Source organism: Oscillatoria sp. HE19RPO (assembly GCF_024220515.1).
Classification (GTDB): domain Bacteria; phylum Cyanobacteriota; class Cyanobacteriia; order Cyanobacteriales; family Laspinemataceae; genus Laspinema.
In genome coordinates, this window is sequence record NZ_JAMXOT010000201.1 from 14,454 (window position 1) to 39,701 (window position 25,248).

Here is a 25,248-nt window from a genome sequence, read left to right on the forward strand (position 1 = left end):
CATGGTAGGTAATCCGGACTTTTTAACGGGGATTGGTTTAGAACAAGCACCGGAATTTCAAGAATTAGAAAGCCCGGAAGGGGAGTTACATCTTCGTTTTTTCGTGCCTTCTGGTAATGAATTTGCTTTAAGTGCAACGGGGATTCGCGAAGTGATTTCCCAATCCCCCGATCGCATTACCCTGATTCCCAACGTCTCATCTTTACTGTTGGGAACCCTGAATATTCGAGGGCGGGTAATTTGGGTCGCGGATCTCGGTCAATTTCTCGGAGAACCCACCACCTTAAATACCGATCGCCCGGAAATTCCCGTGATCGCAGTCGAAGACCAAGACACTATACTAGGGTTAGCGGTTGATCAAATCGTCGGAATGGACTGGCTTGATGTAGAGCAAGTCCGGCTGCCCACGAATGTTCCAGACAGTATGGCTCCTTTTTTACGGGGGGAGTGGGTCATCCCACCCAAAGAAGAAGAGAAAGAAAAAGAAGAAGAGGAGAAAATTTTGCGCCTGCTGGATCAAGTGGCGATCGTGCGATCGGCACGATGGGCCGCATAAATAACCCCGACCCGGGGTGCCGCATCGGACCCACTACCCAGGGGAGTTAAAGGCCGCTCAAGTTGATTAAAACCCAACGGGAGTCAATCAACCTGACCAAAAGTTAACCTCCTTTGCCCTGGATCTGCACCGATTCCCCGCATCACGGCTGAGTGTTTCGCCTTCGGTGACTCGGCTGAGTTCCAAAGATTTCACCTTGAGATGGAGAGGGTCGAGTTCTCCAAATCGGTACAAACCGTTCCAGTAGGCCGCAGGGTAAGGACTCTTCACTTGAGTCTCTCGATCGCTGCATGATTTCCATCTCTGTCCCGTACAAAACCACAGATCAAACCTTATATGAGTTCTGGTACTCAGCAACGTTTTGAACAATTCCCCACCCTTGGAGCAATTTTGACTGGGGTGTTCCAGTCGAACGGCAATCCTCGTTACACCGAATACCTGGCCCCCATACTCCAGCCCTTGAGGGAATGCCGATCCAGACCCATCAGAGATAGACTTAGACCCCTTGCCGTTTGGAAGCCCCAAGGCAAGCAGCAAATCCCTAGAGGCTCTCCATTTCCAGCACTTTCTGGCCTCGAAAGCCGGTACAGTATTCAATCCCAGGAACCAAAAACCTGGTTTCTAGCCCTAAGCAAGTTGCTCCAGATTTTCTCAAAAACCCCGGTTTCTAACCCAGACTTTACCCCCGGACAAGGCTCGATCGTTAGACCCTTTCGCGATTGTGGAACACCGAAGATGCAGGAGTTTGAGAGACTGCTACCACAGATTCAAGTCACAAAGATTTTCAACAGTCTGACCAGGGGACTCGGTGTAGAAATCATGCAGTCCCACCTCCCACCCCAAAACTTGAATCCTTGGCATTCCCTGGGTGAGGCGATCGGGTTTGAAACCGGAGTTCAACTGAGGGTTGAACCCCTCGGCCCAAAAAAACTGTGGGGTGAGGACCGGACCCTAGGCGCTCAGTTCAGAGTGATTTCCCGGTTGGTGTTCCAGCCAGTATCCGATGCCACGATTGACGCAGAAAGGCTATCGTTACGTCGATACACTACACTCAGTTATAGCACACCTATTAAAAGCCGTCTAAATAAGGACGGGGCTTTAAATCCATTTTTTTTTGTAATATCAGTCTCCCAGAATCCCATCAAGGCAGTCCAGAAATCCAATGGATCTAACTATAGTTTTAGTTAACCTTGATAAGATTTCACTAGAAAAATTGTAAGAGCGCACCAGGTAGGCACCGCCAGGAGGGGGCAAATGGTATCAAGTCCGGACTATCAGCAGGAGTACGAACAAGCTTTAACGGCCTATACCGAGAAAAATTATGAAGAAGCAGCGGGAATCGTCAATCAATTGGTGGCGAATTTTCCTGAGGATCCCAGTGCTCGACTCTTAGCCGGTCACATCTATTGTTATGGATTGCAAATGTATGATGTGGCACTCGGTCAGTATGAAGGGGTGCTGAATCTGACGGATGATCCGGCTTTCGTTGAGGGAGCGTCCCAGGGCATGGAATACGCCAATCAGTACGCTACAGAAGGGATGCAGTCTTCCGATTCTGGGTATGATCCGGACAACGAATTTGAATCCGCAATGGAGGATTTCCAGACGGATTTCGATCCGATTCAATCGGAACAAGATACGGCCTTGTTTGAAGCCCCAGCCCCAGCCCAGAGTGATGCAGAAGAATTCTGGGAAGAAGAAGACTCAGCCCTGGGTTTGCATGACCGGGCTTACAATGAAGCCTTAGCCATCAATCAGATTGGGTCGGATTCATCGGACTTGAGTATGGAACTGGATCCGGTGGACCCCAATCTCGAACTCGAATCAATGGAATTTGAGGAGTTTGAAGCGTTGGAGTCCGGAGATTTAGGGGCGGATTCTGCCCCGGAAGAGGACGGACTGCTCAATCCCTTTACCAGCGAAGAGGAGTATGAGGGGATAGAGGATGAAGACCCCTTTGCCATTGATGACGAAGAAATCCTGTCCGAGGTTCAAAATAACCAATGGAGCGATCCCCTGGCATCGGAGTTACCCGACTTTTTGCCTAGAGAGGATGAAATGCCTGATTTAGTCGGGGAGGAGACGGCGATCGGGGTCTCGAATCCGTCCCCCTTTGATGGGGGCCATGACGATTTGGACCTGATGGATTTGGCAACGCCGTTTCAGGAGTTTGAAGATGCGTTTGCGCCGGATGATGATATGGACTTCGAGTCCAATTCAGACCCGCTAGAGGATGACGACGCAACCAGTTATTACCAGAACAATGGGTCGGCGATCGATTCAGATTTTGACCTGTTTGATGCCCCCGATGATTTAGGGAATGATTTCAGCGAGGATGAGCCCGATGAATCCCACCATCAGAATGGCAACGGTACGGGGGATCCAGGGCTTCCCTATGATCTGGACGAAGACTTCGACTTTAACTCTCCTTCGGAGGAGGAGGAAACCCTGTTAATGGGACGCAAACAACTCGAACAGACTCAAGTGCTCAACTCAATTCCCAAAACCTCGGGGCCGCCTCTCTCCGAGCCCAAAGGACTGGCTCAACCGGAAATAGAAGATGACGATGACTACGATAGTAAGACCTTCGTCTCCGAACCCACCAATGGATTCAACCGGGTAGATAGTTACGACTTAGAGGATTTTGACGACGCCTTTAGTGGGGAGAATTCCTTTGATTCCGAGGACAACGGCGAGGATTTTCCGAATGGACTCGCCACCTCGTCCCCCCTCCAAGAAGAGAACGTTGACTTTTTGGGTGGGTTTGATGATTTTGATGATTTCGGCAATCTTCCGGATAATATTCCCGATTTCGATCTGTCGGAGGATACGACAGGTTCGAGTACGGGTGGGTTCGGAATGGGCAGTATGGGCAGAAAAGCCTCCTTCCGAGACATCGATGATAGCTACGATATGGGGGAAGATACGGATGGGTCAATCATTCGGGATGATGAAATTTTTCGGATCGCCGGAAGTGCGGAACAAGTCCCGGTGTTTACTCAACCGGAAAACGCGCCGGTAGAAGCTGTTACGAATACAGAACCGGGGTTCTTGGGCTTTTTAGAAAATGCGTCCCTGGTGAAAAAATTCCTGTGGATTGCGTTAATTTCTGGAGGGGTCTCAGCGATCGCAGCGGCATCGGTTTCTTTTGCATTTTCCAGTCAACGCAGTTGGCCCCAACAACTGAAGGACCCGATGATGGCCTTAGCTGCTGGAGGGGCCAGCATTCTTACTTGTTTTGGGGTGGGCCGTGCCAGCGCCAAGTTGATTCGCCGTTCTATGGACGATTTACAAGCGCAATTCGATACGATGTCGCAGGGCAATCTGTCCGCCCGAGCAACGGTTTATACCGAAGACGAATTTGGCCAGCTTGCTGCTAAATTCAATCAAATGGGGCGAATCATCTACACCACGACCTCGGAAGCCCAACGAAAAGCCGAAGAACAAGAACAGTCCAAGGAAGACTTGCAAAGACAAGTGATTCGCCTGCTGGATGATGTGGAAGGGGCGGCTAGAGGAGACCTGACAGTGCAGGCGGAAGTGACCGCTGATGTCCTCGGGGCTGTTGCTGACTCCTTTAATCTGACGATTCAAAACCTGCGGGAAATCGTTCTGCAAGTGAAACTGGCGGCGCGACAAGTGACCAAGGGAGCCACGGATAGTGAATCGTTTGCTCGCAGTTTATCTACGGATGCCCTGCGACAAGCCGAAGAACTGGCGGCTACCCTCAATTCGGTCCAGGTGATGACGGATTTGATTCAACGGGTGGCTGATAATGCTCGGGAGGCTGAAGAAGTGGCCAAATCGGCTTCGGCAACGGCTAAAAAAGGTGGAGAGGCGGTGGAACAGACGGTGGCCGGGATTCTGGAAGTCCGCGAGACTGTAGCAGAAACTACGCGAAAAGTCAAGCGGCTGGCGGAATCGACTCAAGAAATTTCCAAAATTGTGGCCTTGATTGCGACGATCGCCGGACGAACCAACCTCTTGGCGCTCAACGCCAGTATTGAGGCGGCTCGTGCCGGGGAAGCGGGTCGAGGGTTTGCCATTGTGGCGGATGAGGTCCGTCAGTTGGCCGATCGCTCCGCTAAAGCCCTCAAAGAAATCGAGCAAATCGTGATGCAAATTCAGAGCGAGACCGGCGGGGTGATGGTGGCAATGGAGGAAGGCACCCAACAGGTAATTGAGGGGACGAAGCGGGCCGAACAAGCCAAACGGGCCTTGGAAAATATCATTCAGGTGACCAATCGCATCGATGTGTTGGTGCGATCGATTACCGCAGATACGGTGGAACAATCCCAAACCTCGCGATCGGTCGCCCAGGTGATGCAAGCGGTGGAACTCACGGCCCAGGAAACCTCCCAAGAAGCCCAGCGGGTCTCGGGTTCTCTGCAAAACCTCGTGGGTGTGGCGCGAGACCTGTTGACCTCCGTGGAACGGTTCCGAGTAGAAACTGGAGAGCGTCGCTAGGCTCTACAAGCTGCCTTTAAGCACCGGCAAGGGTTTTCAATCTTGGCCTAGGTGGGGGCGGTAGTTGTTCATTGTAGAGATGCTCTAGGGCGTCTCTACAGTTGTTTAGAGACAACGGCCCTTTGGGTTTCTCCCGGCGACAGGGATGCCTTTTGATAACCGAATCGGTAAGAATGGGTACATTGATCCCAGGTGACAAGCCGTCAAACCCATCCAGGACCGATCCCTTGAGAGGGACCTTAACCCCGAGAAGACGGCGATCGCCGGAGGACGACACCCCCTCTAAGCTGGCATCCGGCTTTTCCAATGAGCAACATCCGGACCCAAACAGGGGATAAAACTCCGTTAAATAAGCCGATCGCACCCTTGTTTAACAAATAGGAATAGGAATGGGACACCCGCTATGCAGCCGGAACAACGAGCGCGAATCATGGGCTATTTTATTGAGGAGACCACAGAACACCTCAATACAATAGAACAAGGGTTGCAAAATCTGTCGAGTGCGGTACAAGATCCGTCCGTACTCGCCGAACTCTTTCGGGCGGCCCACTCGGTTAAAGGGGGGGCAGGAATGCTGGAACTCCCTGCCATTCAACAAATCGCGCACAAACTAGAAGACGAATTTAAAGTGCTTCAGGATGTGCAAATCGAAGTTGACCCCCAGCTCTCGTCCCTATTTGTGAGAGTGTTTCGGGGGCTTCAGGACACCGTAGCCTTAATCCGCGTACCCGGTCCAGTTGATGAAGCCAAAGGAGCGGCGATTTGTGCCGAAGTCCAACCGGCGATCGCTCAACTTCATCAGCATTTAGCCCAGTTGGTCCAGGAGCAAGAGAGTCCCACAGCCTTCGTGACCCGCACCCAGAAGAAAACCTACATCGGGGGCGAACTCACCCGCATCCAGAGTCCGCCCAAGCACTTCAGGGGAGAAGAAGACAGCGCCAAACAACTTATTTTTAAAAGTGACATTTCTCGGCTGTTGCAAGAAATGATGCATCTGTTGAAGCATGGAGAAAATCCCGATCGCCAAGAACGGATGCAAGAAATCTGCCGCCAATGGATACGAGCCGGAGAGCAATTCGATTTAAAATTGTGGTGTCATTTAATTGAGCAGGTAGCCAAGGCGATCGCTAATCCAAAACATAGCTATCGAGTTCTTGCCCCTATTCTCATCAAAGAAATCCAAAAGGCTAGAGAACAGGTTCTCTGTGGCCATGCAGAAGCCATTACAGTCAGTCCAGAACTCGCAGGACTGCTACTGCCTGAGTCCCAACAACTGACGAATTCATTACCTAGCCCAATCATAGCGGAAACCACTCATACAGACTCAAAATTTAATCCTATGTCTAATAACTTGTCAAACTCCGATCAAAATCAACTAACTTCACAAGGGCGCGACTCTACAAGGAAAAAGAATCATGATTCAGAAAACAACCCAACCTGGGGTGAAGATAAACGGGCTGCCAAACCCACTTATCATAGTGGCCCGGAAGTAGGAGCAGCGGAACTCAACACCCTAGCCGACTTATTTGAAGGGGAGAGTTCCTACTTTGATGAAAACTGGGAAGGAGAAGAAGTCGCAGAAGAAGCGAATACCGGGGAAGGGAGTCGGGAGACTCTACCCCCGGACCCGGGAGAACTGCTCTGTGCTACCCATGATTTTGATGATTTATTATTTGAACCCCCTTCGGGCAATCGAACGGAAACGAGTAGTCCGGAGAATGACGAAGAGGATTTAGGCAACTTGTTCGGACTTGAGGGATTTGTGGAGATAGAGGATAGCAGCATCAGCGAACCCCCCCGGAGTCCCTCCCCGGTAGAACCGCTCAAGTCATCCAATCAAAAACTCGATGACTTGGGAGATTTGTTTGAGGAAGTCGCCACAGAAGAACTCAAAGAACCGGATGATTGGGAACAAATGTGGGATGATGAGCCCCTAGATGCGGTCAGTGAAATCCCCTCACCCGCAGCGGAGGCGGAGTTCTCCCTAGAGATAGCTGACGATTCAGAATTTAGGGATTTGCTAGAGATCAGTGGATTGGAAAGTGGTCCGGAAACAGAGGGAGACCTGTTTGAACCGGAATTGGCAACAGAAATCCCCATCGATGAGGACGATTTTGATAACTTATTTGGAGAGACAACCGAGGACGGGGGTGACTCTTCAAATCTGACGGCATCTGAGGAATCCGTGGATTGGTTTGACTCCGAACCCTCGTCCACTGTAGGCATAGAAGACGACTTGACGGATTTATTTGAACTCGATACCGCCCCCTCCCCGTCCAGTCAAGCCCCGAGAGAGCCGGTAGCGCCAGGAAAACCGGCCCCTCCCTCTGGGCAGTCCGACGAGTTTTGGTTGGATTTTGAGGACAGTGATTCAGAGCCACAGTCCGATGTATTAGAAGCCTTGGATGGCCTGTTTGATGACGAACCGCCCCCGGCGATCGCCGATCTTGACCTCATGGAGGAGTCGTCTTTAGATTCTGAACTGTTTGGGGAGGAACTCGCAGCAGAGGATGACAGCAGCAACCTCGACGGTGAGGATTGGAATTGGGACCTGGACCCGGAGAGTTCGCAAGACAACGAAGACACTAGCGACTTTTATCAAAACTTAGAGTCCTTGTTTGAGGAACCGACGGAGCGATCGCCCACTCTTGATGTCAACCAGACCGCCCCGCCCCCCCAAGGGCCCTCCAAGGCAACTGTGTCTGGGTCTGGATTTTCTGCGTCTCCAGAGGCGAATTTAGACTTTGAGGCATTGTTTGGGGAGAATCAGTCTGCCTCCGCGATCGCTGAGCGAGGCGAAGCCAAGCCCGTTGCCATATCCGCCCCCATCCGAGAGCGCCTTGACTTGCCTGCGGAACCCAAACTGACCCAGGGGGCAGATGTTTTTACCGAATTAGACTATTTGTTAGCAATGGGGCCGCTCAAAGCCAGTTTTGAGGAGTTAGAACTCCTATTAAACCCGGTCAGTAGCCCGCAGGCAGGAATAACCAGCCCTTCTACGGCTCCGGCTGCATTGCCGGGGAATGCAGATTCTGCAAAACCATCATCGGGCAAGCCCGGATCGGATCCAGCTCCCAAGGCTCCCGACGATTGGGACACGCTGACCAAGTTGATTGAAACTCCAGGTAGCGGATCCCACGATACCGGGGGGAGAATGGCCCCAAGGCGTGGGGGTTTTGAGCAGACGATGCGGGTCCCGGTGCGACAATTAGACAACCTGAGTAACCTGGTGGGGGAACTGGTTGTTAATCGCAATAGCATTGAGCAGAATCAGGAACGGATGCGGCAGTTTTTGGATAATTTGCTGCATCAGGTTTCCCAACTGACGGATGTCGGACAGCGGATGCAGGATTTGTACGAGCGATCGCTCCTGGAGATTTCCCTGCTGGCTTCGCGACAAAACTACCACTTTATGGTAGGGAGCAGTAATAGCCATCAGGACCAGTCCAATAACGATTCCGATTGGAGCGCTTTGGAAATGGATCGGTTCACGCCGTTCCATAGTCTGTCCCAAGATATTTTGGAACTGATTGTTCGGGTCCGGGAATCGGCTTCGGATATTGAATTTTTGGTGGATGAAACTGAACAGGTGACCAGGCAACTGCGCCAGGTGACGACTCAGTTACAAGAGGGACTGACGCGATCGCGCATGGTGCCTTTTGCTCAAACTGCCGATCGTCTACCTCGTGGGGTCCGGGACAATGCGATTAAGTTTGGCAAACAGGTGGAACTTCAGGTTGAGGGTCGCGAAACTCTGATCGATAAGATGATTCTGGAGCAACTCTCGGATCCCATGACCCATTTGGTTAACAACGCTCTGGCTCATGGGGTAGAAACCCCCGAAGAGCGCCGGAAAAAGGGTAAACCCGTCGTCGGTCGGATTGTCGTCCGGGCGTTCCACCAAGGGAACCAAACGGTGATTTCGGTCTCTGATGATGGTGCGGGGATTGATTCAGAAAAGGTGAAGGCTAAGGCATTACAACGGGGTTTGATTTCGCCGGAAGTGGCGAAGATGATGACCCGTTTAGATGTCTATGATTTACTGTTTATGCCCGGATTTAGTACCAAGGATCAGGCCGATGATTTGTCCGGTCGTGGGGTCGGGATGGATGTGGTGCGGACCAGCTTGAGCGCCATTCGTGGGGTGGTGACGATTGATTCGTCCCTGGGTAAGGGGACGACTTTTACGATTCGGTTGCCTCTGACGTTGAGTATTTCTAAGGCCCTGTGCTGTATTAGCGATCGCGCCCGGATTGCGTTCCCGATGGATGGGGTGGAAGACATGATTGATGTCCCGCGCGATCGGATTAAAACCAAGGAAGATGGTCAGACATTTATTCCCTGGCGAGATACGATGTTGCCGTTCCGTCACCTGCGTGAACTGTTGGTTTATAATCGCCATCTCGGACGCGGGGTCGTGTATGGGGCCAACCCGGAAGAGGATATCATTTCGGTGGTGGTCCTGCGTTCTGCGGGTAACTTCCTGGCGCTTCAGGTGGATCAGGTGTTAGGGGAACAGGAAATCGTGATTAAACAGCTCGAAGGACCTGTTCCGAAGCCCGTGGGAGTCGCTGGTGCAACGGTGATGGGGGATGGCCGCATTGTGGCGATCGCGGATGTTTTAGAATTAATCGATTTGGCGGCTGGACGTCTGCGGCGAGAAAGCAGCAACGGTGTGTGGATCGATAACTCCAGTACACAGATGCAGCCTGAGGCTGAGATAGAACAGCCGTTGATCGACCCGACGGTCCTGATTGTGGATGATTCGATTACGGTGCGTGAACTGTTGTCTATGACCTTTAATAAGGCGGGATACCGGGTGGAACAGGCGCGGGATGGTCAAGAAGCTTGGGAAAAAATGCGATCGGGTCTCCCCTGCGATTTGGTCTTCTGCGATATTGAAATGCCTCGGATGGATGGGTTGGAACTGCTCTCGCGAATGCAGAAGGATCCGCAACTCACGACTCTGCCGATCGCGATGCTCACGTCTCGCGGTGCGGACAAACATCGGCAAATGGCGATTCAAATGGGAGCGAGTGGCTATTTCACAAAACCCTATTTGGAGGAATCGTTACTGGAAGCTGCCGGACGAATGCTTAAAGGTGAAAAGCTGGTCTCCCTGAAGGCGGAGGCTGGGGTTTAACCTTAGTTTTTAGGGTAATAAAAAGCGCGATCTCTGTGAAGCGATCGCGCTTTTTATTCAGGGGAAGTTCTCTTTTGTTGCTCAGACCGAAGATGGGTTAACGACTGAAGTCGGGACGTTGAACTTATGAGGTAATAACGACTGAAGCCGTTACTACGAACCTAAGAAGATAACGACTGAAGTCGGGACGTTGAACTTATAAGGTGATAACGACTGAAGTCGTTACTACTAACTAAGAGAACGACTGAAGTTGGGACGTTGAACTAAGAGAACGACTGAAGTCGGGACGTTGAACATTGGAGGTGATAACGACTGAAGTCGGGACGTTGAACATCAAAATGCCGGTTGGGTTTAGGCTACCTCAGAAAGCTGCTGGTCTTCATGTTCTATTTTGAACACATTGGCATAGAGGTTAGCGACAATTTGTTTGCCTTGTTGGGTCAAATTTAGGTAAGCCAGAGCCTGGGTAATAAAGGGAAAAACGCCATGCCAGTAGAATTTAGGATAGTTCCGACGGAGGTCTCCGGGATGGCGGTAGTTGAGCTTTTTATTCGCCCCAGTTTCATCAAACTCATAAAATAAGGCCGCGATTTTTTGCAAGTAGCGGGGATCACTTAATTGACCGATCAGGTCTGCTGCTCTAACCATTCCAGCATAATTAAAGGTATCTTTATGATCTTCATCTGCTGGAACAGGAAAGCGTGTCAGTTCAATATTACGTTTAATGACTTCTGCATCAATCAGGCGGTGACCTCCAAAACGTTCGGAGATGAAAAGTTTGCCGCGATCGACGTGATAGGGGGTTAAACTAGCATCGGTAGAGCCAAAGGGAATGGGGACTTTCAGACCATCTCTGCCGGTAGCATAGAGTCGTTTACTATCTTCATCTTGGCGACAGACTCCCTTGACATAGCCAATATCATGACACAACAAGGAAATAATGAAATGCAGCCAATCTTCACAGGATACGCCCCCTTCGCGAATATGTTTACCACGCAGGATTTCTTGTCCGACTAAGGTTACCAAAATGGTATGTTCAACGTTGTGATACAGGGCATCACTGTTGGCAATATTTTCTAATGCCATACCACCGGCCCAAGCAATTATTTCGGCGTAATCCGGTTTATATCCTCCGTAGGTCCGATGGTAGCCTTCTTGCAGGCGGTCCACGAAAGCTTCAATGAGTAGTGCTGTTGAATTAAACATCTTCCGTCTTCTCAATCAAACTAAGTCTTAAAGTTGGGGCAGGTTTCTTGACCACTCAGAGGGCTTTTAAGATCGGACCCCCCCAGAATTGGGGGTCTATCGCCTTTCCCTCTGGATTTGGGTTGGAGGTTGGAGCGACATTCCGCCTGGTGAAGTGAGGGGTGAAACCCACTCATTGCCAAGGCGGATTTCGAGATGGAAATGGCTGGGTTCCATTCGGTTTAGGGGGACACCCAGTCCATCCCTTGTTTTGAGGTTTCCATAAATGCTTCTATTATGAATTAAACCCGATCCAGATGATGTGATGCGAGTCATTTGACCTATGTGACAATGGAGTTGTCTCTGGCGGGCCTAAAGCCTAGAATCGGCTGACTTCGAGGGGGATGATGGCGGCTAAAAAGATTTTTTGACTCAAAAATGAAAAATTCATGACATTACATTGCTCGCCGTCGGATTAGAGATTCTCCCCTGGGGTATCGATGGACCCCCGGGAGGAAGGCCCTAACCCTTAGGGAGATGGAAGAGCTGAAACGGTCCCCGGTAAAAAGTTCTGGCTCTGCTGTAGATTAAAGCTGATTCGGGTCACCTGACGCAACCCATGTCGGGGGTGGGTTTCCAAACCCTCGGTCTGTGGGGCTTGGTGACCAAGCCCCTACGGGGTTGATGAGTCGGGGACAGGACTGGTAAGATGGCCGGTTAGGACACTCCCCCTGGGTCGGTGGTGGATTGCACCAGGGGGAGTTCGATGACGAACTCTGCGCCTTGATCGGGGGTGGAATTGCAGGAGAGTTGTCCGCCATGTTTTTGGACGACTATCTGGTAACTAATCGAGAGTCCCAATCCTCTGCCTTTGCCGACGGGTTTGGTGGTGAAGAAGGGGTCAAATAAGCGCGATCGCCCCGATTCGCCGATCCCGGGCCCATTATCTTTAATCCGAATCAACAGGGTTTGGCGATCGGTTAACTCCGTAGAAATCCAAATCGATGGCACGAACTCAGGGGCGTTGGGATTGGCTTTCTGAGCTTTGAGGCGACTGGGTAAAATATCGCTTAAAACATCAATGGCATTATTTAAGAGGTTAAAAAACACTTGGTTGAGTTCGCCTGGATAACAGAGAATCGGCGGGATTTTTCCATAGTCTTTAATCAATTCAATCTCTGTCTCATCCGTTATTGTAAATCGGTGTTTCAATAAAATCAAGGTAGTCTCTAAGTTTTCATGAATATCAACTTTTTTAACTCCCGTTTCATCCATGAGCGAAAATTTTCGCAAAGACAAAACAATTTGATTGATTCGCTCTGCTCCGGCGGCAATTGAAGTCATCATTTTTCTTAAATCTTTAGTTAAAAAATCAAAATCCAACTCTTCCATGACTTCGCTTACTCTCTCATTGGGTGGATGTTCTTGTTGATAAATTTCCAGAAGATTGACTAAGCTAGAAATGGCACTTTGAACATGAGAGATATTTCCATAGATAAAATTAACTGGATTATTAATTTCATGAGCAATTCCGGCGACTAATTGACCCAAGCCCACCATTTTTTCATTTTGAACCAATTGGACTTGAGCCTCTTGCAGATCCGTTAAGGCTTGTTCGATTTTTTGCTTTTGATGGCGCATGATCGCTTCTGCCTGAAGTCTTGCCGCATCAGCCTGTTTGCGGGAGGAAATATCCCGGGCGATCGCCAGCACCTCTGATGGGCCACTTTTGACATAGCGAACCTCATAAGAAACCCACCGCTCTTGATTTTTATCTCGTTGAATATACTCCGCAAGCTGGAGTTCTGAAGTCAGGAGGGTTTGCTGCACATAATGCATAATCCAAATGGCTAAATCATTGGATAACACCTCATTAATATGCTTTCCTACAAAACTAGAATCAGCAGCTAACGATTCAGAAATTGGAAAAATAGTTTGAGTCAAATCCTGACTCTTTTGGCGACCATTACCGGGCTGATTTCCTGAACTCTCTTCAAACTCTTCGGAACCCGCTAAAGAGGGGCTACGATAATCTAAGAAAAATCCATCATCGCCAATGCGAAACATCACATCAGGAATTGCATTGACCAATGCCAGATTTTTGGCTTCACTGAGTTCCAGAGAGCGTTGAGCCTGTTGACGCTCACTAATTTCCTGTTCTAGGCAGAGATTTTTTTCTTGAAGATTAATCTGGAGTTGGCGTAACTGTAAGTGAGTTTGAACTCGGGATAAAACCTCGGCTTCTTGGAAGGGTTTAGAAATATAATCTACCCCTCCGGCTTCAAAGGCTTTGACTTTATCCTCAACGTCATTCAAGGCACTTAAAAAAATCACGGGAATTTGCCGAGTGGTTTCTTGCTGCTTCAAGCATTTGCAAACTTCATAACCATCCATCCCCGGCATCATGACATCCAGGAGGATTAAATCAGGCAAGGCATTTTTACAGACGGTTAACGCCATGTCTCCCTTCAAGGCTTTACAAACCCGGTAGCCATTCTCGCTCAATACAGAGGACAGCAGGCGCACGTTATCTGGAGTATCGTCCACTACCAAAATATTTGGGCGATTGTTTTGGGATTCCCGAGATTTATTTAATTCGCTGAGAGCGTAATTCATGCCTCCTCCTGTTCAGTTAATTCAATAATCATTTCAAAATCAAAGTTTTTGGTTAATTCTCTCAAGGTATGAGCGAGCGGGCTCCTTTCTGCCGGAATGAATTCGAGTAATTCAAAAATTCCTTCGTCATACCCTTGACAAGCAGATTGATAAAGTTCGGTTACAAATTCCGGAGGCATTTGAGATAAATATGTTTTAATTTCATTTCGATTTAAGAGAGTTTGAGTTGAGCGTCCTTCTGGGGAATCCGGAGAAATTTCGGGTTGATGTTGATAACGATAGCTCACGCCTAGATGAGTGGAGATTTTTTCGAGGAGGACTTCTTCTCGAAAGGGTTTGTGCAGAAAGTCATCACAACCGCAAGATAAAATTCCTTCTCGTTCTTCTTCAAAAGCGCTGGCTGTAAGGGCGATGATCACAGTCTTTTGCCCTTTCACAGTGGCTTTAATCTGTTGGGTTGCTTGGTAGCCGTCTAGGACGGGCATCCGCATATCCATACAAATCATATCGGGGTCCCAACTGGACCAGAGGGCGATCGCCTCTTGACCATTTTCGGCTTCGCGCACTTCAAAGCCAATCTCAGAAAGCAGGGTTACTAAAAACCGCCGATTATTAACCGCATCATCGACGACTAAAATCCGGTAGCGTTCCCGATCATAGTCTAACCCAATCACTCGTCTAGGAGTTTGAGCCTGGGGTTCTGGGGTGGCGTTGACTTCTACAATTTGAATCTCAAAGCTAAACATTGTCCCGACTCCCACGGTGCTGCTGACGTAAATATCTCCTCCCATTAATTCGACAAATTTGCGACTAATCGGCAATCCTAATCCCGTCCCTTCCTGGGATTTTCGTCCAGTTTCAGTTTGGGAAAAGGGTTCAAATAGCTTATTCATTTCTTCCGGTGCAATGCCGGTTCCCGTGTCTACGATTTCCACGCAGAGGGTAGATAGAGTTTCCGAGAGATTTAAGGCATTATGGGAAGAATGATGAGGTTGTAAATTCGGTTTGAGATAAGCCCGCAAGGTTACCCCACCAGAGTTCGTAAATTTGATAGCATTTCCTAATAGATTAATTAAAATCTGACGCAATTTACTTTCGTCAGATTTTATCATTTCTGGCAGGTTACTATCCAAGTCAAAACTCAGTTGTAAGCCTTTGCTTTGGGCTTGTACCTTGAGCATGGCTTCTAGGTTTCTAAGCAAGGAAATCAAATGAAATGAAGTCGGGTTGAATACGGTTCTGCCCGCTTCAATTTTCGACATTTCCAGAATATCATTAATTAAGGAGAGCAAATGTTCTCCAGCTTGATTGATAATTTTCAAGTGTTCTTGGTGTTGCGGGCTTAAGGATGAATTGCGATTCATCAGTTGAGTGAATCCTAAAATTGCATTGAGTGGGGTTCGCAATTCGTGACTCATGTTCGCGAGAAATTCACTTTTAGCTTGGTTAGCTGCATCGGCAGCGATCGCCGCTTTTTGGAGGGCTTCGGATTGCTTCTGGGTTTGTTCGAGCAATTCTGCTTGCTGTAAGGCAACCCCCAATTGATTGCCAATTTGGATGACAATCTGCCGATCGCTCGGTTGCCACTGTCGCGGGCGATCGCTTTCATAAGCGGCTAACAATCCCCAGAGTTTGGACCCGCAAAAAATCGGGACAATCATGTAAGCTCTAACCTGAAATTCCTCTAATCTTGCTAAGTAACAAGGACTAAAGTTGCGCTGATAAATGTCTTCCACCACTAAGCAACTCTCGTCTCGGTTAAAAGCACCCCCGGTGGTCTGGATTAGGTGCGTATCGTGCCATTCTAAGCAAGAATTAATCAGCGCTTGCATCTGGCAGGTTTCCCCGGGAGCCGGTTGCCCGGATAGGTGCAGGGATTGCTGGTTTCTTTGCCGGACTGAAAGCTGTTGTGATGTGACTGCTTCGGAGACAAACTCACCACTGTAATCCGGATTAAATCGGTATATAGCAACAATATCACAGCTTAAACATCCTTGCAATTCTTCCGTAGTTGCTGCAAAAATTGTCCCTAAATCCAGGGATTGACGAATTCGCCGGACTGCGGAAGCGACGGTTTTTTCCCGTTCGGCACTTTCCCGCAAGGCGGCTTCACTTTTTTTGAGGTTGGTAATATCTGTTGCTGTGCCTAAGAGTTGCTTAACCCTGCCATCTTCTGTTCTGGCAAAAATCGTTTCCCGAGCTAAAACAGTGCGCCATTTTCCCTGAATATTTCTCATCCGATATTCCAGTTCAAAAATGTCTCCCTCTTGAGCTTGGGAGAGGTTTTGAAAATGTTCGGGAATTTTGGCCAAGTCATCGGGGTGAATCAGGGCGATTAACAAATTATTACCCAAGTTGGAAATTTCTTCGTTAGAATAGCCCAGCATTTCGGCGATTTCTCGGTTGACATAAATATTCCGATTTTCTAAAATATCGTAAATATATAAGAAATTCGGAGAAGTGTCGGCGATTTTCTGGACGAAGCGTTGGCTGGCTTGCAAGGCTTCTTCGGCTTTTTGACGCTCAATTAGTTCAGCCTTGGCTTGCTCGAATAGGGTGGATTGTTGAACGGCGATCGCCAGTTGTCCGGCAATCGATCGCAGGGATTCAATTTCCGAGGGATGCCATTCTCGGGTCCGTTGGCAATGATGGGCAATCAGTAAACCCCACAAATGTTGCTCTTTTAAAATTGGAATGACCAGTTTAGCCTTAATCTTGAGGGTTTTCCTTAACAGTGCTAGACAGGGTAAATGGGGGACTAAATCGGTATCTTCAATGGCTACAATTTCCCCTTGGGTGTAACGATTTCGTTCCTCTGGGCTAAACTTTTCCTGGGGAAAAGTATTCCCGTTAATCTCACGCACCAGGGGAGCGGACGAGTGGGTAACCATGATGCCGATGCCATCGGGATCAACTCGGTAGATTAACACGCGATCGGTGGATAAAAATTGGCGAACTTCATGGGCAGCCCTTGTTAAAACTTCTTCTAAATTCAAGGAAGAGCGAATCCGTTCTTGGATGGCATTGAGCAATTGCTCCCGCTTGAGTTGTTGTTCCAGGGCGATTTCTGCTTGCTTGCGATCGGTGATGTTAAAACTTGTCCCAATCAGCCGGTAAATGCGATCGCTACTGTCAAAAATTGGGCTTAAATGGGTCAGCCACCAACTCTCTTGCCCCTCTAAGGACAGCTTTTCTTCATAGGTGATCCGTTCTCTCGTTACAATGCATTGCTGATATCGCTCCATCACCTTCTCGGCGACGGCTGGAGGCAACAGTTGTTCTAAAGTAGCGCCACTCATTTCTTCCGCAGAAATCTGCAAAGTCCGTTCATGAGTGGGGTTACTATCAAAATAGCGAAAAGTCCCATCGGCCAAGACATCCACAATAAAAATTGCCGTCTCTACCCCTTCATAAATGCTGCGTAAAAACTGTTCACTTTCTCTCAGGCAGGCTTCGGCTCGAATCTGTTCACTGACATCTTCAAAATAGACGGAAATTCCATCCTTCGCGGGATAAGCATGAATTTCAAACCAGCGATTTAGGGGGGGATAAAATTCCAGGAATTCCCGGCTCATTTTTTCGGTAACAACCCGGTGGTATTCCTCATAAAATCTACCCTGCCTCGCTTCGGGAAATTCAACCCAGACACTTTGCCCAAGCAGTTCTTCTTGGGTTCTTTCAAGGAGGGTTTCAGCTTGGGAATTGATATAGGTAAATCGCCAATTGGAGTCGAGAGAAAAGAAGGCATCCTTAATACTTTCTAGAATATTCGTCACCCGATTGGTGGCGGCTTCGGCTTCGGTGCGGGCGGCTTGTTCGCGATTAATCAGTTGCAAGCGTTCTTGTTCAGTCTGTTTGCGATCGCTGATGTCTCGGACGATGGCTAAAATCGATTCCACCGCCCCATTGTTTCCCAACTCAGGGACAATCCGGGCAACCCACCATTTCACACCCTCTAATCCGGGCAATGCAAATTCGAGGGTCTGTTCATTCCCCGTCTCAAAGGCGTCTTGCAGCAGGTCAATCCACTGGGAGACTACGGCATCAGGGAACCCTAATTCTTGAATGGTTTTGCCGAAAATTTCCCCACTGGGAATGCCGAACAAATTTTCCGAAGAGGGGTTAGCATAGAGATAGCGAAACTCGCGATTCAACCGCCAAATTAAATCAGGTGCGTGTTCCACTAAGGCTCTAAATTCTCGTTCCCTTTGCGCGAGGGCTGCTTCGACTCGAATGCGATCGCCAATCTCAGCCTGCAATCGGACATTTTGTGCTTTCAATTCCGCCTCAAGGCGGGACCGTTCCTGCAATTCTTCTTCTCGAAGGGCAATTTCTTCTTGGAGGCGTTCGTTGACCTGATTTAACTCAATCACTCGGCGATTGACTTGCTCCTCTAACACCTGTAGGCTCCTGTACATTTCAATCGGGTCGAGGGCTTCTAACAGGCTGCTTTGAGTCAGGATTCCCGCCAAATTTCCCGATTCATTCACGACGACTAAGCGGCGAATTCCATGTTCTTCCATTAATTGATGAGCATCCCACAAGGAATCCCCAGTTTTAATCGGAAGCAATGGGGTACTCATGACCTCGGCGGCGACAATTTCTGCTAAGTTTAATTGTACAACTCGAAATTTAACGATATCCCGTTCTGTAATAATCCCCAGGGGTACTGTCCCTGAGTCTTGTTTGGCGTCAACAATGACTATACAACTGACCTGATACTGGGTCATTTTTTGGGTGATTTCCCACAAAAAAGCAGTCGGGGGTAAGTGAATCACGCGATCGCTCATCACATGAGCGACTTGCTGGAATTTTAATAAATCCGTGGGTTGAAGGACTTTGCGGATACTATTTTGAGTAATCACCCCGAGGATAGTTCCGGACTCATCAATAGCCGGTAAGTGGCGAATTTGGTGGTGGCGCAGGATTGATAACACGGAAAAAATATCCAAGTCAGCGCCAACCCCGATCCGGTGAGGATTGCAGGTCATAATTGCTGCAACTTTGATGGTGTTGATATCCATCGCTTCGGCGGTCATTCGGACGACATCTCGTTCGGTCAAAATGCCGACTAATTGATGATTGTCCACGACTAATGCACAACTGACGCGCTGCTGACTCATGAGGGCGATCGCCTCACGCACCCCGGTGTCTGGTGCGAGCCTTAACGAGTCTTTTTCAATCAGATTAATCGGGTTTAAATTCATTTTATATCCAGGCTGTGTGACTTCTACTTTTATGGGATTTTACTGATTTTTTAACAGGTTTTAATTCGTTTAATTGATTTATTTAAGGAACTAACTGCTTTTATTAATCCATGCTAAATCGGTAATTTTTTAAAATTCCCCCCAGGGATGGGTTGACTATTTTTCTCCAGATAGAGCCTAGTTTAATTTTGTATAGACCCCGGCGAGCGACTTGAGAGGGAAGTAAAGCCAAGCTAAAAATTTTTCAATATATTTTAATTTACTAGATCCTGACAAGGTGTTTTACATATCTTTACAATTCTTAGGGTACGGCCAATCGGGAATTAAGGGGGTCAGGGACCTGAACGGGTGGGACGGAATTCGACTATTGTGATTTGCTCGATTCCCTCTATCAGCGCGTCTCCATCCTTCTGACATCCTGCACCGGGGTAACTCTGTTAATTAGAGTAGCCAGTTCAACCGGGTTGGACCAATTTAAAACAGTAATTATACAGGATAAAGCCCTTTTTGACAAATTCTTTTCCCTCCGCTTTATCGGCAAAAATTTTGATTGGGGAAGGAAGGCCCTGCCTATTGCTCCATCCCCGAAATTCTGCGTAATAAATCCCCCGGATATTGGCCTAAAAAACAAAAAATTCCCAGAAAAAACCCACACCGAATGCAGGGTGTGGCTACAGGGACAAAGCCCCCAGGCCCAAAGGAAGAGACAACCGGCTTTTAAAAATTGGATTGGGCCTAATTTTAAAGCGGCTTTCAGAGGGGGAGGTTGACTACGGATTGAATGAGGAGGGAGCCAGGGGTCCCCTGGTTTTGACCCCTGGAGAACATCGCAGGACCTTAGCCCGATAGGAGACAAAGGTCATGGCTGCTGCGATCCCGGCTCCGACAGTGAGCAGGGTGAGGATGGTCGTAACAATGTTTAATACACATAAGGTCGAGAGGGCCGTTGAGGTGGCGATAGAGGCCCAAGCGGATAATACATCCAGAGTATAGGTAAGGATGAGCAAGAGGAGGGTAATCACGATCGCACTTAGGGCGCGACGCTGTAGGGTGTGGATTCGTTCTGCGGCCTGGTTTACTGGATTGGTTAGGGGTTCCAGGGAATGTAATGGGGCTGGGGTCGCCTTGACAGTCATAAAGATTATCCTTTGCAGACAAGGAACATTTTGAAAGTTGGAGTGAATCCGGTGAACAATTGATACTTGACAAAAATGGCGAGTTATACAGGCTCATTCTTGGAGGGCGATCGCATCAGGTTCGGGAAACCCATTGCTCTGATGCGATCGCCGGACTCTGAACCCGATTAGTTGCTGAGGTCCGGAAGGGTTAAGGCTTGAGGAGAATTCGGCGCATTCAAGTCCCGCAGATATTGTTGTGCCAGCAAATAACCGATTTGATTCTGGTTCTGACGGTAAACTTGGGCGGCTTGTTGTAAGTCGGCGATCGCCGCTTGAATTTCCCCTTGATAAGCCTGAGCCTGTCCTCGGATCAGATAGGCATTGCCTAAACCCGGTTCGATATCGAGCGCCCGGTTGGCATGGAAAATGGCATTGTGATAATCTCCCACTTCTAGGGCCTCTTCTGCGAGCACTACAAAGTCATAAGAATCGACTTCAATCACACTCTGGGATTGCCGGGAAGAAGGCTCAGATAAATTTTCTGCGATCGCCGGTGGGGCTATCCCCAGTCCTAAACTAATCGCTAAAACAGTAACTATATTATAAATGCCTTTCATGGATTTTCTCCTTAATTTTTGTCTCTTCAGTTCACCGATCGCAGGGCCTCAAACTCTGAACTTCTTGGGCTTTGAACTCTACCTGTGCGATGGCAATGAACACCCTGAAGACCCGCAATTTTAAGTTAAGTCCTAGTAAAATTTGTTAAGAATTTTTAAATAGTGCAGGTCGCTTACTGAGGTAATCGAGAGTTTCCTGGACTTAGGGTTCAAGGGCTGTGGCCCGAGGCTGGGTGATTATTATCCGATCTTCATCAGTAATTCGCTCTGTTAGTCCGAGGGAACTAAACCCGCTGATTAATTGATGTGATTACTCCGATATTTCGAGTTACCTTAGCTTCTATTATCTCAACATGACTACACTTAAGGCTCCCCCCCAGGGCAGAGATTCACAGGAATAGAGGGGAGAGAATCGCTCTATCATTTGGGTTAACAACAATCGAAAAATTTCAAAGATTAAAGGGTGGGGGAGTTTTCCTTCCCACTGCTCAACTCCTGAGCGGGAGTTGATTGATGAAAATATTAATAAATATTAACTAACCTGAGAAATAGCGATCGCTAATTTTTTTTCTGGAACCGGGCTGGCTGAAAAGAATGCTTCCGTAATTGCTGCTGATACACCCGTTCCAACCGGGCGATCGCCCGGGCGCGATCGCCATTGCCCACATCCAGAAAGGAAGGCCAAACCGGAATCAACTGGATCGCCGCATAGGCAAACGCACCGGCCTCAATATCTTCTAACACCCCATATTCATCCAACAGGGCGATCGCGGCGCGGTCTTGATTAGCCGGGGAGAAATCAGACGCGCCTATTTGTTTAGCCATGCGGTCCCAAGTGGTACTCAGAAACTGGTACCTGCCTGCGGCATCGGAACAAAGCCGGGACCCGTGGCTGAACCCACATTTGATTTCCCGGGGATGATCCTGAAAACTAGAAAACTTGGTCCCGGTAAACTGCATCCGATAGGCGTTGGGACCGGCAGTCCCTTCAGCCCAGGCGATCGTATCGAGAAAAGCCTGGACATGAGCCGCCTTGAGACTTGCCACCGTCTGGCGTCGAACTGGGGGCGCAGGCTGGGGAATGGTGACTTCTTCGGTGGTTTCTGCTGAAGAGTTGAAATGGGCGGGAATTGCCAACGCCACCCCCGCCAAAAAGACTCCACCCCAGAACGCAGCCTGCTTCTGACGGGTGGCGGGCTTCCGGGACCGTTGTCTAAATCTCTGTCTGAGGGTGGATTCTAAACTAGACAGCATCCCAGCCAGAAGCGCTGAACCGGAAGATGACTGTCCCTTAACCCGGACTTTGGGCCAATGTTGGAGGGGAATATTCACCGGCAACTGCCCCTGACGATACCAATAGGCAAACAGAGACTTGATTACGGACAATCGCGCTTGAGCTTGCGCCGGAGGGATGCGACGGGCGGCCAGGGTTTGAGCAAAAGCGCGAACATCGACTAAGGTAACCACCGCCAGGGGTTTCCCGACAAAGGCTAAAAACTCTTTGACCCATAAGCGGCGATCGCGGCGTTGATGGGGAGGCTGTTGTTGCAGCCAGAGTTGAATCGCCTCGCAGTCGGGGGGGATTTGAGTTTTTAGGGTCTCTTGGTTCATAACGCAACTGTGTTTCCGTTTTTCCAGGGGGAATGGTCCCGTCGGGTCCCGATATCCGATGAGTGGCCACCCTTTGTCCTGGGAGAGTTTTGGCCTTCACGCCCCTACAGACGAGGGGAGATTTAAGCCATGATTTAAGCCATGAGTAGAGTGGAAAGGCGATCGCCTCGGCTGGGGTTCAGCTTCCTATACATCAGCCTCTCATGTACCGGGAGGTAAAAAAACACTCCCCAGGTAGACCTAAATCAAAGGATTTCTCAAGGTCGGATGAACAATCTCACCCAATCGGGAGATCTCAAACCCTTTGAGTCCCGGCTAATTTTATTCTATTGCCTTGCTGTTTTAGAAATTATCAATATTTATCAATAAAAATATTGCGAAATAAAAAACCAAGAATGGTAAAATAATAGATCGTCTACTCATCCCGTTTACCCTGATTTAGTCTCCGAATGCGCCGATCCCTAACCCGCAGCAGGTGAGCAACAGCACCCCTCACCCGGGGGATTTCACCTAAATTAGAAACCGGGTTTCTGCACCAGATTTGTGACTGATTGGCCAAGATTTTGTGAAGAAAGCCGGTTTCTGGTCCTAGGCAGCCGTGGATTCAAGGCAGATTCAGCCTGAAGCACTACCCACGAGGCAAAGACTGAGGGATAATACAAAGGAGGAGTCTGTGCCATAAAAAGGAAGTCGATGAGCATCTTTACCCTGCAATCCGTCAAAAAAGATTTTGGCATTAAAGAAATCCTCCGGGATGCCAGCTTTAGCCTCAATCCCACCGATAAAGTTGGCTTGATCGGCACGAACGGATCTGGCAAATCTACCCTATTGAAAATGATTGCCCGCTTAGAACCCGTGGATGGCGGTCAAATCTTAGTCAATTCTGGGGTGAGAATCGTATATCTCCCGCAGCAACCGGATCTCGATGAAAACCGGACCGTATTAGAACAGGTTTTTGCCGACTGTGGCGATCGCATGAACCTGGTCCGCGAATATGAGGACCTCAGTCACAAAATCGCCCGCCACCCTGAAGATGGACCGTTGATGGCGCGCTTATCCGAAGTCATGCACCAGATGGAAACCAGTGGCGCATGGGAACTGGAAACCCAAGCCAAAATTATCCTCAGTCAGTTAGGAATCGAAGATTTTGACGCCCAAATTGGGACCCTTTCTGGGGGATACCGCAAACGGATCGCCCTGGCTGCTGCTTTACTCAGCGATCCTGATGTGCTGCTGATGGATGAACCGACAAACCATCTGGATGCGATTTCCGTGGAGTGGTTACAGAGTTACTTGAATAGCTTTCGCGGTGCAATTTTGTTGATTACCCACGATCGCTATTTTCTCGATCGCGTCACTAATCGGATTATCGAACTCGATCGCGGCGAACTTTACACCTATGACGGAAATTATTCTTATTATTTAGAAAAAAAAGCCCTCGCCGAAGAAGCGGCAGCCAGTCAGGAACGCAAACATTATGGGCTATTGCGCCGGGAATTAGAATGGCTTAGTCGCGGACCTAAAGCCCGCAGTACCAAGCAAAAAGCTCGGATTGGTCGGGCGATGGACCTCCAGGATAAGGAGTTTAAACAGAGTTTAGGGAAAGTGGAAATTTCTACCGCTAGTCGGCGAATTGGCAAGAAGGCGATCGAGCTAGAAAATGTTAGTAAAACCTATGGCGATCGCACGCTCATCCAAGACTTTTCCTATAAATTTAGTCCCGACGATCGCATCGGAATTATTGGCAAAAATGGCATTGGCAAATCCACCTTACTGGATATCATTACCGGACGCCTTGCCCCGGATTCAGGAACTGTAGAGATTGGCAGTACCATTCATATTGGATATTTTGACCAACATTGTGATGATTTACTCGATGCTGCGGATCAAAATCAACGGGCGATCGATTACGTCAAGGAAGAAGCGGAATTAGTTAAAACTGCCGATGGACTGCAAATTACCGCTTCCCAAATGTTAGAACGGTTTTTGTTTCCCCCGAATCAACAATATTTACCCATTCATAAACTCTCCGGGGGAGAAAAACGCCGACTGTTTTTACTGCGCGTCTTGATGAGTGCCCCGAATATTCTCATTTTGGACGAACCTACCAATGACTTAGATGTGCAAACGTTATCGGTTCTGGAAGATTACCTGGAAGACTTTAACGGATGTGCGATCGTTGTCTCCCACGATCGCTATTTTCTCGATCGCACCGTCAATACCATTTTTGCCCTAGAAGAAGGCGGCAACCTTCGGCAGTATCCCGGCAACTATACGGTTTATCTCGACTACCAAAAAGCCGAAGCCGCAGAAGCCGCACGTCAGGCAGCAGCCAGCCAAGCCGAGAAAAAACCCGACTCCCAAACTGCCACCGTTGACAAGTCGGAACGGGTTAGTTGGGATAAAAATCGCCAGCGCAAACTATCCTCCAAGGAAAAGCGAGAGTATCAGCAACTCGAAACCAAAATTGCCGAAATGGAAGCGGAAAAAGCTGCCACCGAAAAAGCCCTCTATCATGCCGAACCCGGGGCGGTTACCGAAGTGCAAAAACTCCATCAAAAGGTCCAAGATTTGGCTCATGAAATCGAAGTCGCCACGGAACGATGGATGGAATTGGCTGAAATAGAAAGTGCCTCTTCTAGTAACTAAGGGGATTGCAAAATATAAATCATCCAACCGTTCAACTGATGAAAGGAAGGTATGTGTAGGGGCGCAATGCTTGCGCCCC

At 48.8% G+C, this 25,248-nt stretch carries 12 protein-coding genes and 1 pseudogene; 6 read left to right on the plus strand and 7 right to left on the minus strand.

Going from position 1 to position 25,248, the window contains the following annotated elements; all coding sequences use genetic code 11:
* Window position 1 precedes the first annotated feature (1 nt).
* From NG833_RS18605 to NG833_RS18615, 3 genes are all read left to right on the plus strand, one after another.
* Window positions 2–556: a chemotaxis protein CheW gene (locus NG833_RS18605; protein WP_254566767.1), complete on the plus strand. Its 555-nt coding sequence runs from the start codon at window positions 2–4 to the stop codon at window positions 554–556.
* A gap of 636 nt (window positions 557–1,192) precedes the next feature.
* Entirely contained in the window at window positions 1,193–1,744 is a 552-nt protein-coding gene (locus NG833_RS18610) for a hypothetical protein (protein ID WP_254566768.1), read from the plus strand.
* Window positions 1,745–1,810: 66 nt separating this feature from the next.
* Window positions 1,811–5,023, plus strand: coding sequence for a methyl-accepting chemotaxis protein (locus NG833_RS18615; protein ID WP_254566769.1), 3,213 nt, complete (start codon window positions 1,811–1,813; stop codon window positions 5,021–5,023).
* A gap of 239 nt (window positions 5,024–5,262) precedes the next feature.
* On the opposite strand, the gene NG833_RS18620 is transcribed toward NG833_RS18615, so the two are convergent.
* Window positions 5,263–5,421, minus strand: a complete 159-nt coding sequence (locus NG833_RS18620) for a hypothetical protein (protein WP_254566770.1) — start codon at window positions 5,419–5,421, stop codon at window positions 5,263–5,265.
* A 32-nt stretch (window positions 5,422–5,453) separates the two neighbouring features.
* Between NG833_RS18620 and NG833_RS31000 the strand changes: the two are divergent.
* Window positions 5,454–5,684, plus strand: a pseudogene (locus tag NG833_RS31000) (Hpt domain-containing protein); the annotation flags it as partial.
* 1,254 nt (window positions 5,685–6,938) lie between these two features.
* A complete protein-coding gene (locus tag NG833_RS18625) occupies window positions 6,939–10,166 on the plus strand; it encodes a response regulator (protein WP_375293929.1) in 3,228 nt (1,075 codons plus the stop codon).
* A gap of 351 nt (window positions 10,167–10,517) precedes the next feature.
* Here NG833_RS18625 and NG833_RS18630 read toward each other — a convergent pair whose 3' ends face one another.
* The 6 genes from NG833_RS18630 to NG833_RS18655 all read right to left on the minus strand — a co-directional run bounded on the left by NG833_RS18630 (window position 10,518) and on the right by NG833_RS18655 (window position 22,520).
* Window positions 10,518–11,372: an Npun_R2479 family HD domain-containing metalloprotein gene (locus NG833_RS18630; protein WP_254566772.1), complete on the minus strand. Its 855-nt coding sequence runs from the start codon at window positions 11,370–11,372 to the stop codon at window positions 10,518–10,520.
* Window positions 11,373–12,068: 696 nt separating this feature from the next.
* Window positions 12,069–13,967: a response regulator gene (locus tag NG833_RS18635; RefSeq protein WP_254566773.1), complete on the minus strand. Its 1,899-nt coding sequence runs from the start codon at window positions 13,965–13,967 to the stop codon at window positions 12,069–12,071.
* Window positions 13,964–19,174, minus strand: coding sequence for a PAS domain S-box protein (locus NG833_RS18640; protein WP_254566774.1), 5,211 nt, complete (start codon window positions 19,172–19,174; stop codon window positions 13,964–13,966). Before NG833_RS18640 ends, NG833_RS18635 begins: the two co-directional genes overlap by 4 nt.
* A gap of 770 nt (window positions 19,175–19,944) precedes the next feature.
* A complete protein-coding gene (locus tag NG833_RS18645; RefSeq protein ID WP_254566775.1) occupies window positions 19,945–20,310 on the minus strand; it encodes a hypothetical protein in 366 nt (121 codons plus the stop codon).
* A 167-nt stretch (window positions 20,311–20,477) separates the two neighbouring features.
* Window positions 20,478–20,909 carry a hypothetical protein gene (locus NG833_RS18650; protein WP_254566776.1) on the minus strand — a complete coding sequence of 144 codons (432 nt, stop codon included), beginning with the start codon at window positions 20,907–20,909 and terminating at the stop codon, window positions 20,478–20,480.
* A 558-nt stretch (window positions 20,910–21,467) separates the two neighbouring features.
* Window positions 21,468–22,520: a glycoside hydrolase family protein gene (locus NG833_RS18655; protein WP_254566777.1), complete on the minus strand. Its 1,053-nt coding sequence runs from the start codon at window positions 22,518–22,520 to the stop codon at window positions 21,468–21,470.
* Between the two features lie 693 nt (window positions 22,521–23,213).
* Between NG833_RS18655 and NG833_RS18660 the strand changes: the two genes are divergently transcribed.
* Window positions 23,214–25,169 (plus strand): ABC-F family ATP-binding cassette domain-containing protein, encoded by a 1,956-nt coding sequence (locus NG833_RS18660; RefSeq protein WP_254566778.1) that lies wholly within the window; start codon window positions 23,214–23,216, stop codon window positions 25,167–25,169.
* The last annotated feature ends 79 nt before the right edge of the window (window positions 25,170–25,248 follow it).

Excerpts from the sequence above, each read along its gene's own strand:
- NG833_RS18605 (WP_254566767.1), top strand. The coding sequence starts at position 2 with ATGGTAGGTAATCCGGACTTTTTAACGGGGATTGGTTTAGAACAAGCA.
- NG833_RS18615 (WP_254566769.1), top strand. The coding sequence starts at position 1,811 with ATGGTATCAAGTCCGGACTATCAGCAGGAGTACGAACAAGCTTTAACG.
- NG833_RS18625 (WP_375293929.1), top strand. The coding sequence starts at position 6,939 with ATGTGGGATGATGAGCCCCTAGATGCGGTCAGTGAAATCCCCTCACCC.
- NG833_RS18630 (WP_254566772.1), bottom strand. The coding sequence starts at position 11,372 with ATGTTTAATTCAACAGCACTACTCATTGAAGCTTTCGTGGACCGCCTG.
- NG833_RS18635 (WP_254566773.1), bottom strand. The coding sequence starts at position 13,967 with ATGAATTACGCTCTCAGCGAATTAAATAAATCTCGGGAATCCCAAAAC.
- NG833_RS18640 (WP_254566774.1), bottom strand. The coding sequence starts at position 19,174 with ATGAATTTAAACCCGATTAATCTGATTGAAAAAGACTCGTTAAGGCTC.
- NG833_RS18645 (WP_254566775.1), bottom strand. The coding sequence starts at position 20,310 with ATGACTGTCAAGGCGACCCCAGCCCCATTACATTCCCTGGAACCCCTA.
- NG833_RS18650 (WP_254566776.1), bottom strand. The coding sequence starts at position 20,909 with ATGAAAGGCATTTATAATATAGTTACTGTTTTAGCGATTAGTTTAGGA.
- NG833_RS18655 (WP_254566777.1), bottom strand. The coding sequence starts at position 22,520 with ATGAACCAAGAGACCCTAAAAACTCAAATCCCCCCCGACTGCGAGGCG.
- NG833_RS18660 (WP_254566778.1), top strand. The coding sequence starts at position 23,214 with ATGAGCATCTTTACCCTGCAATCCGTCAAAAAAGATTTTGGCATTAAA.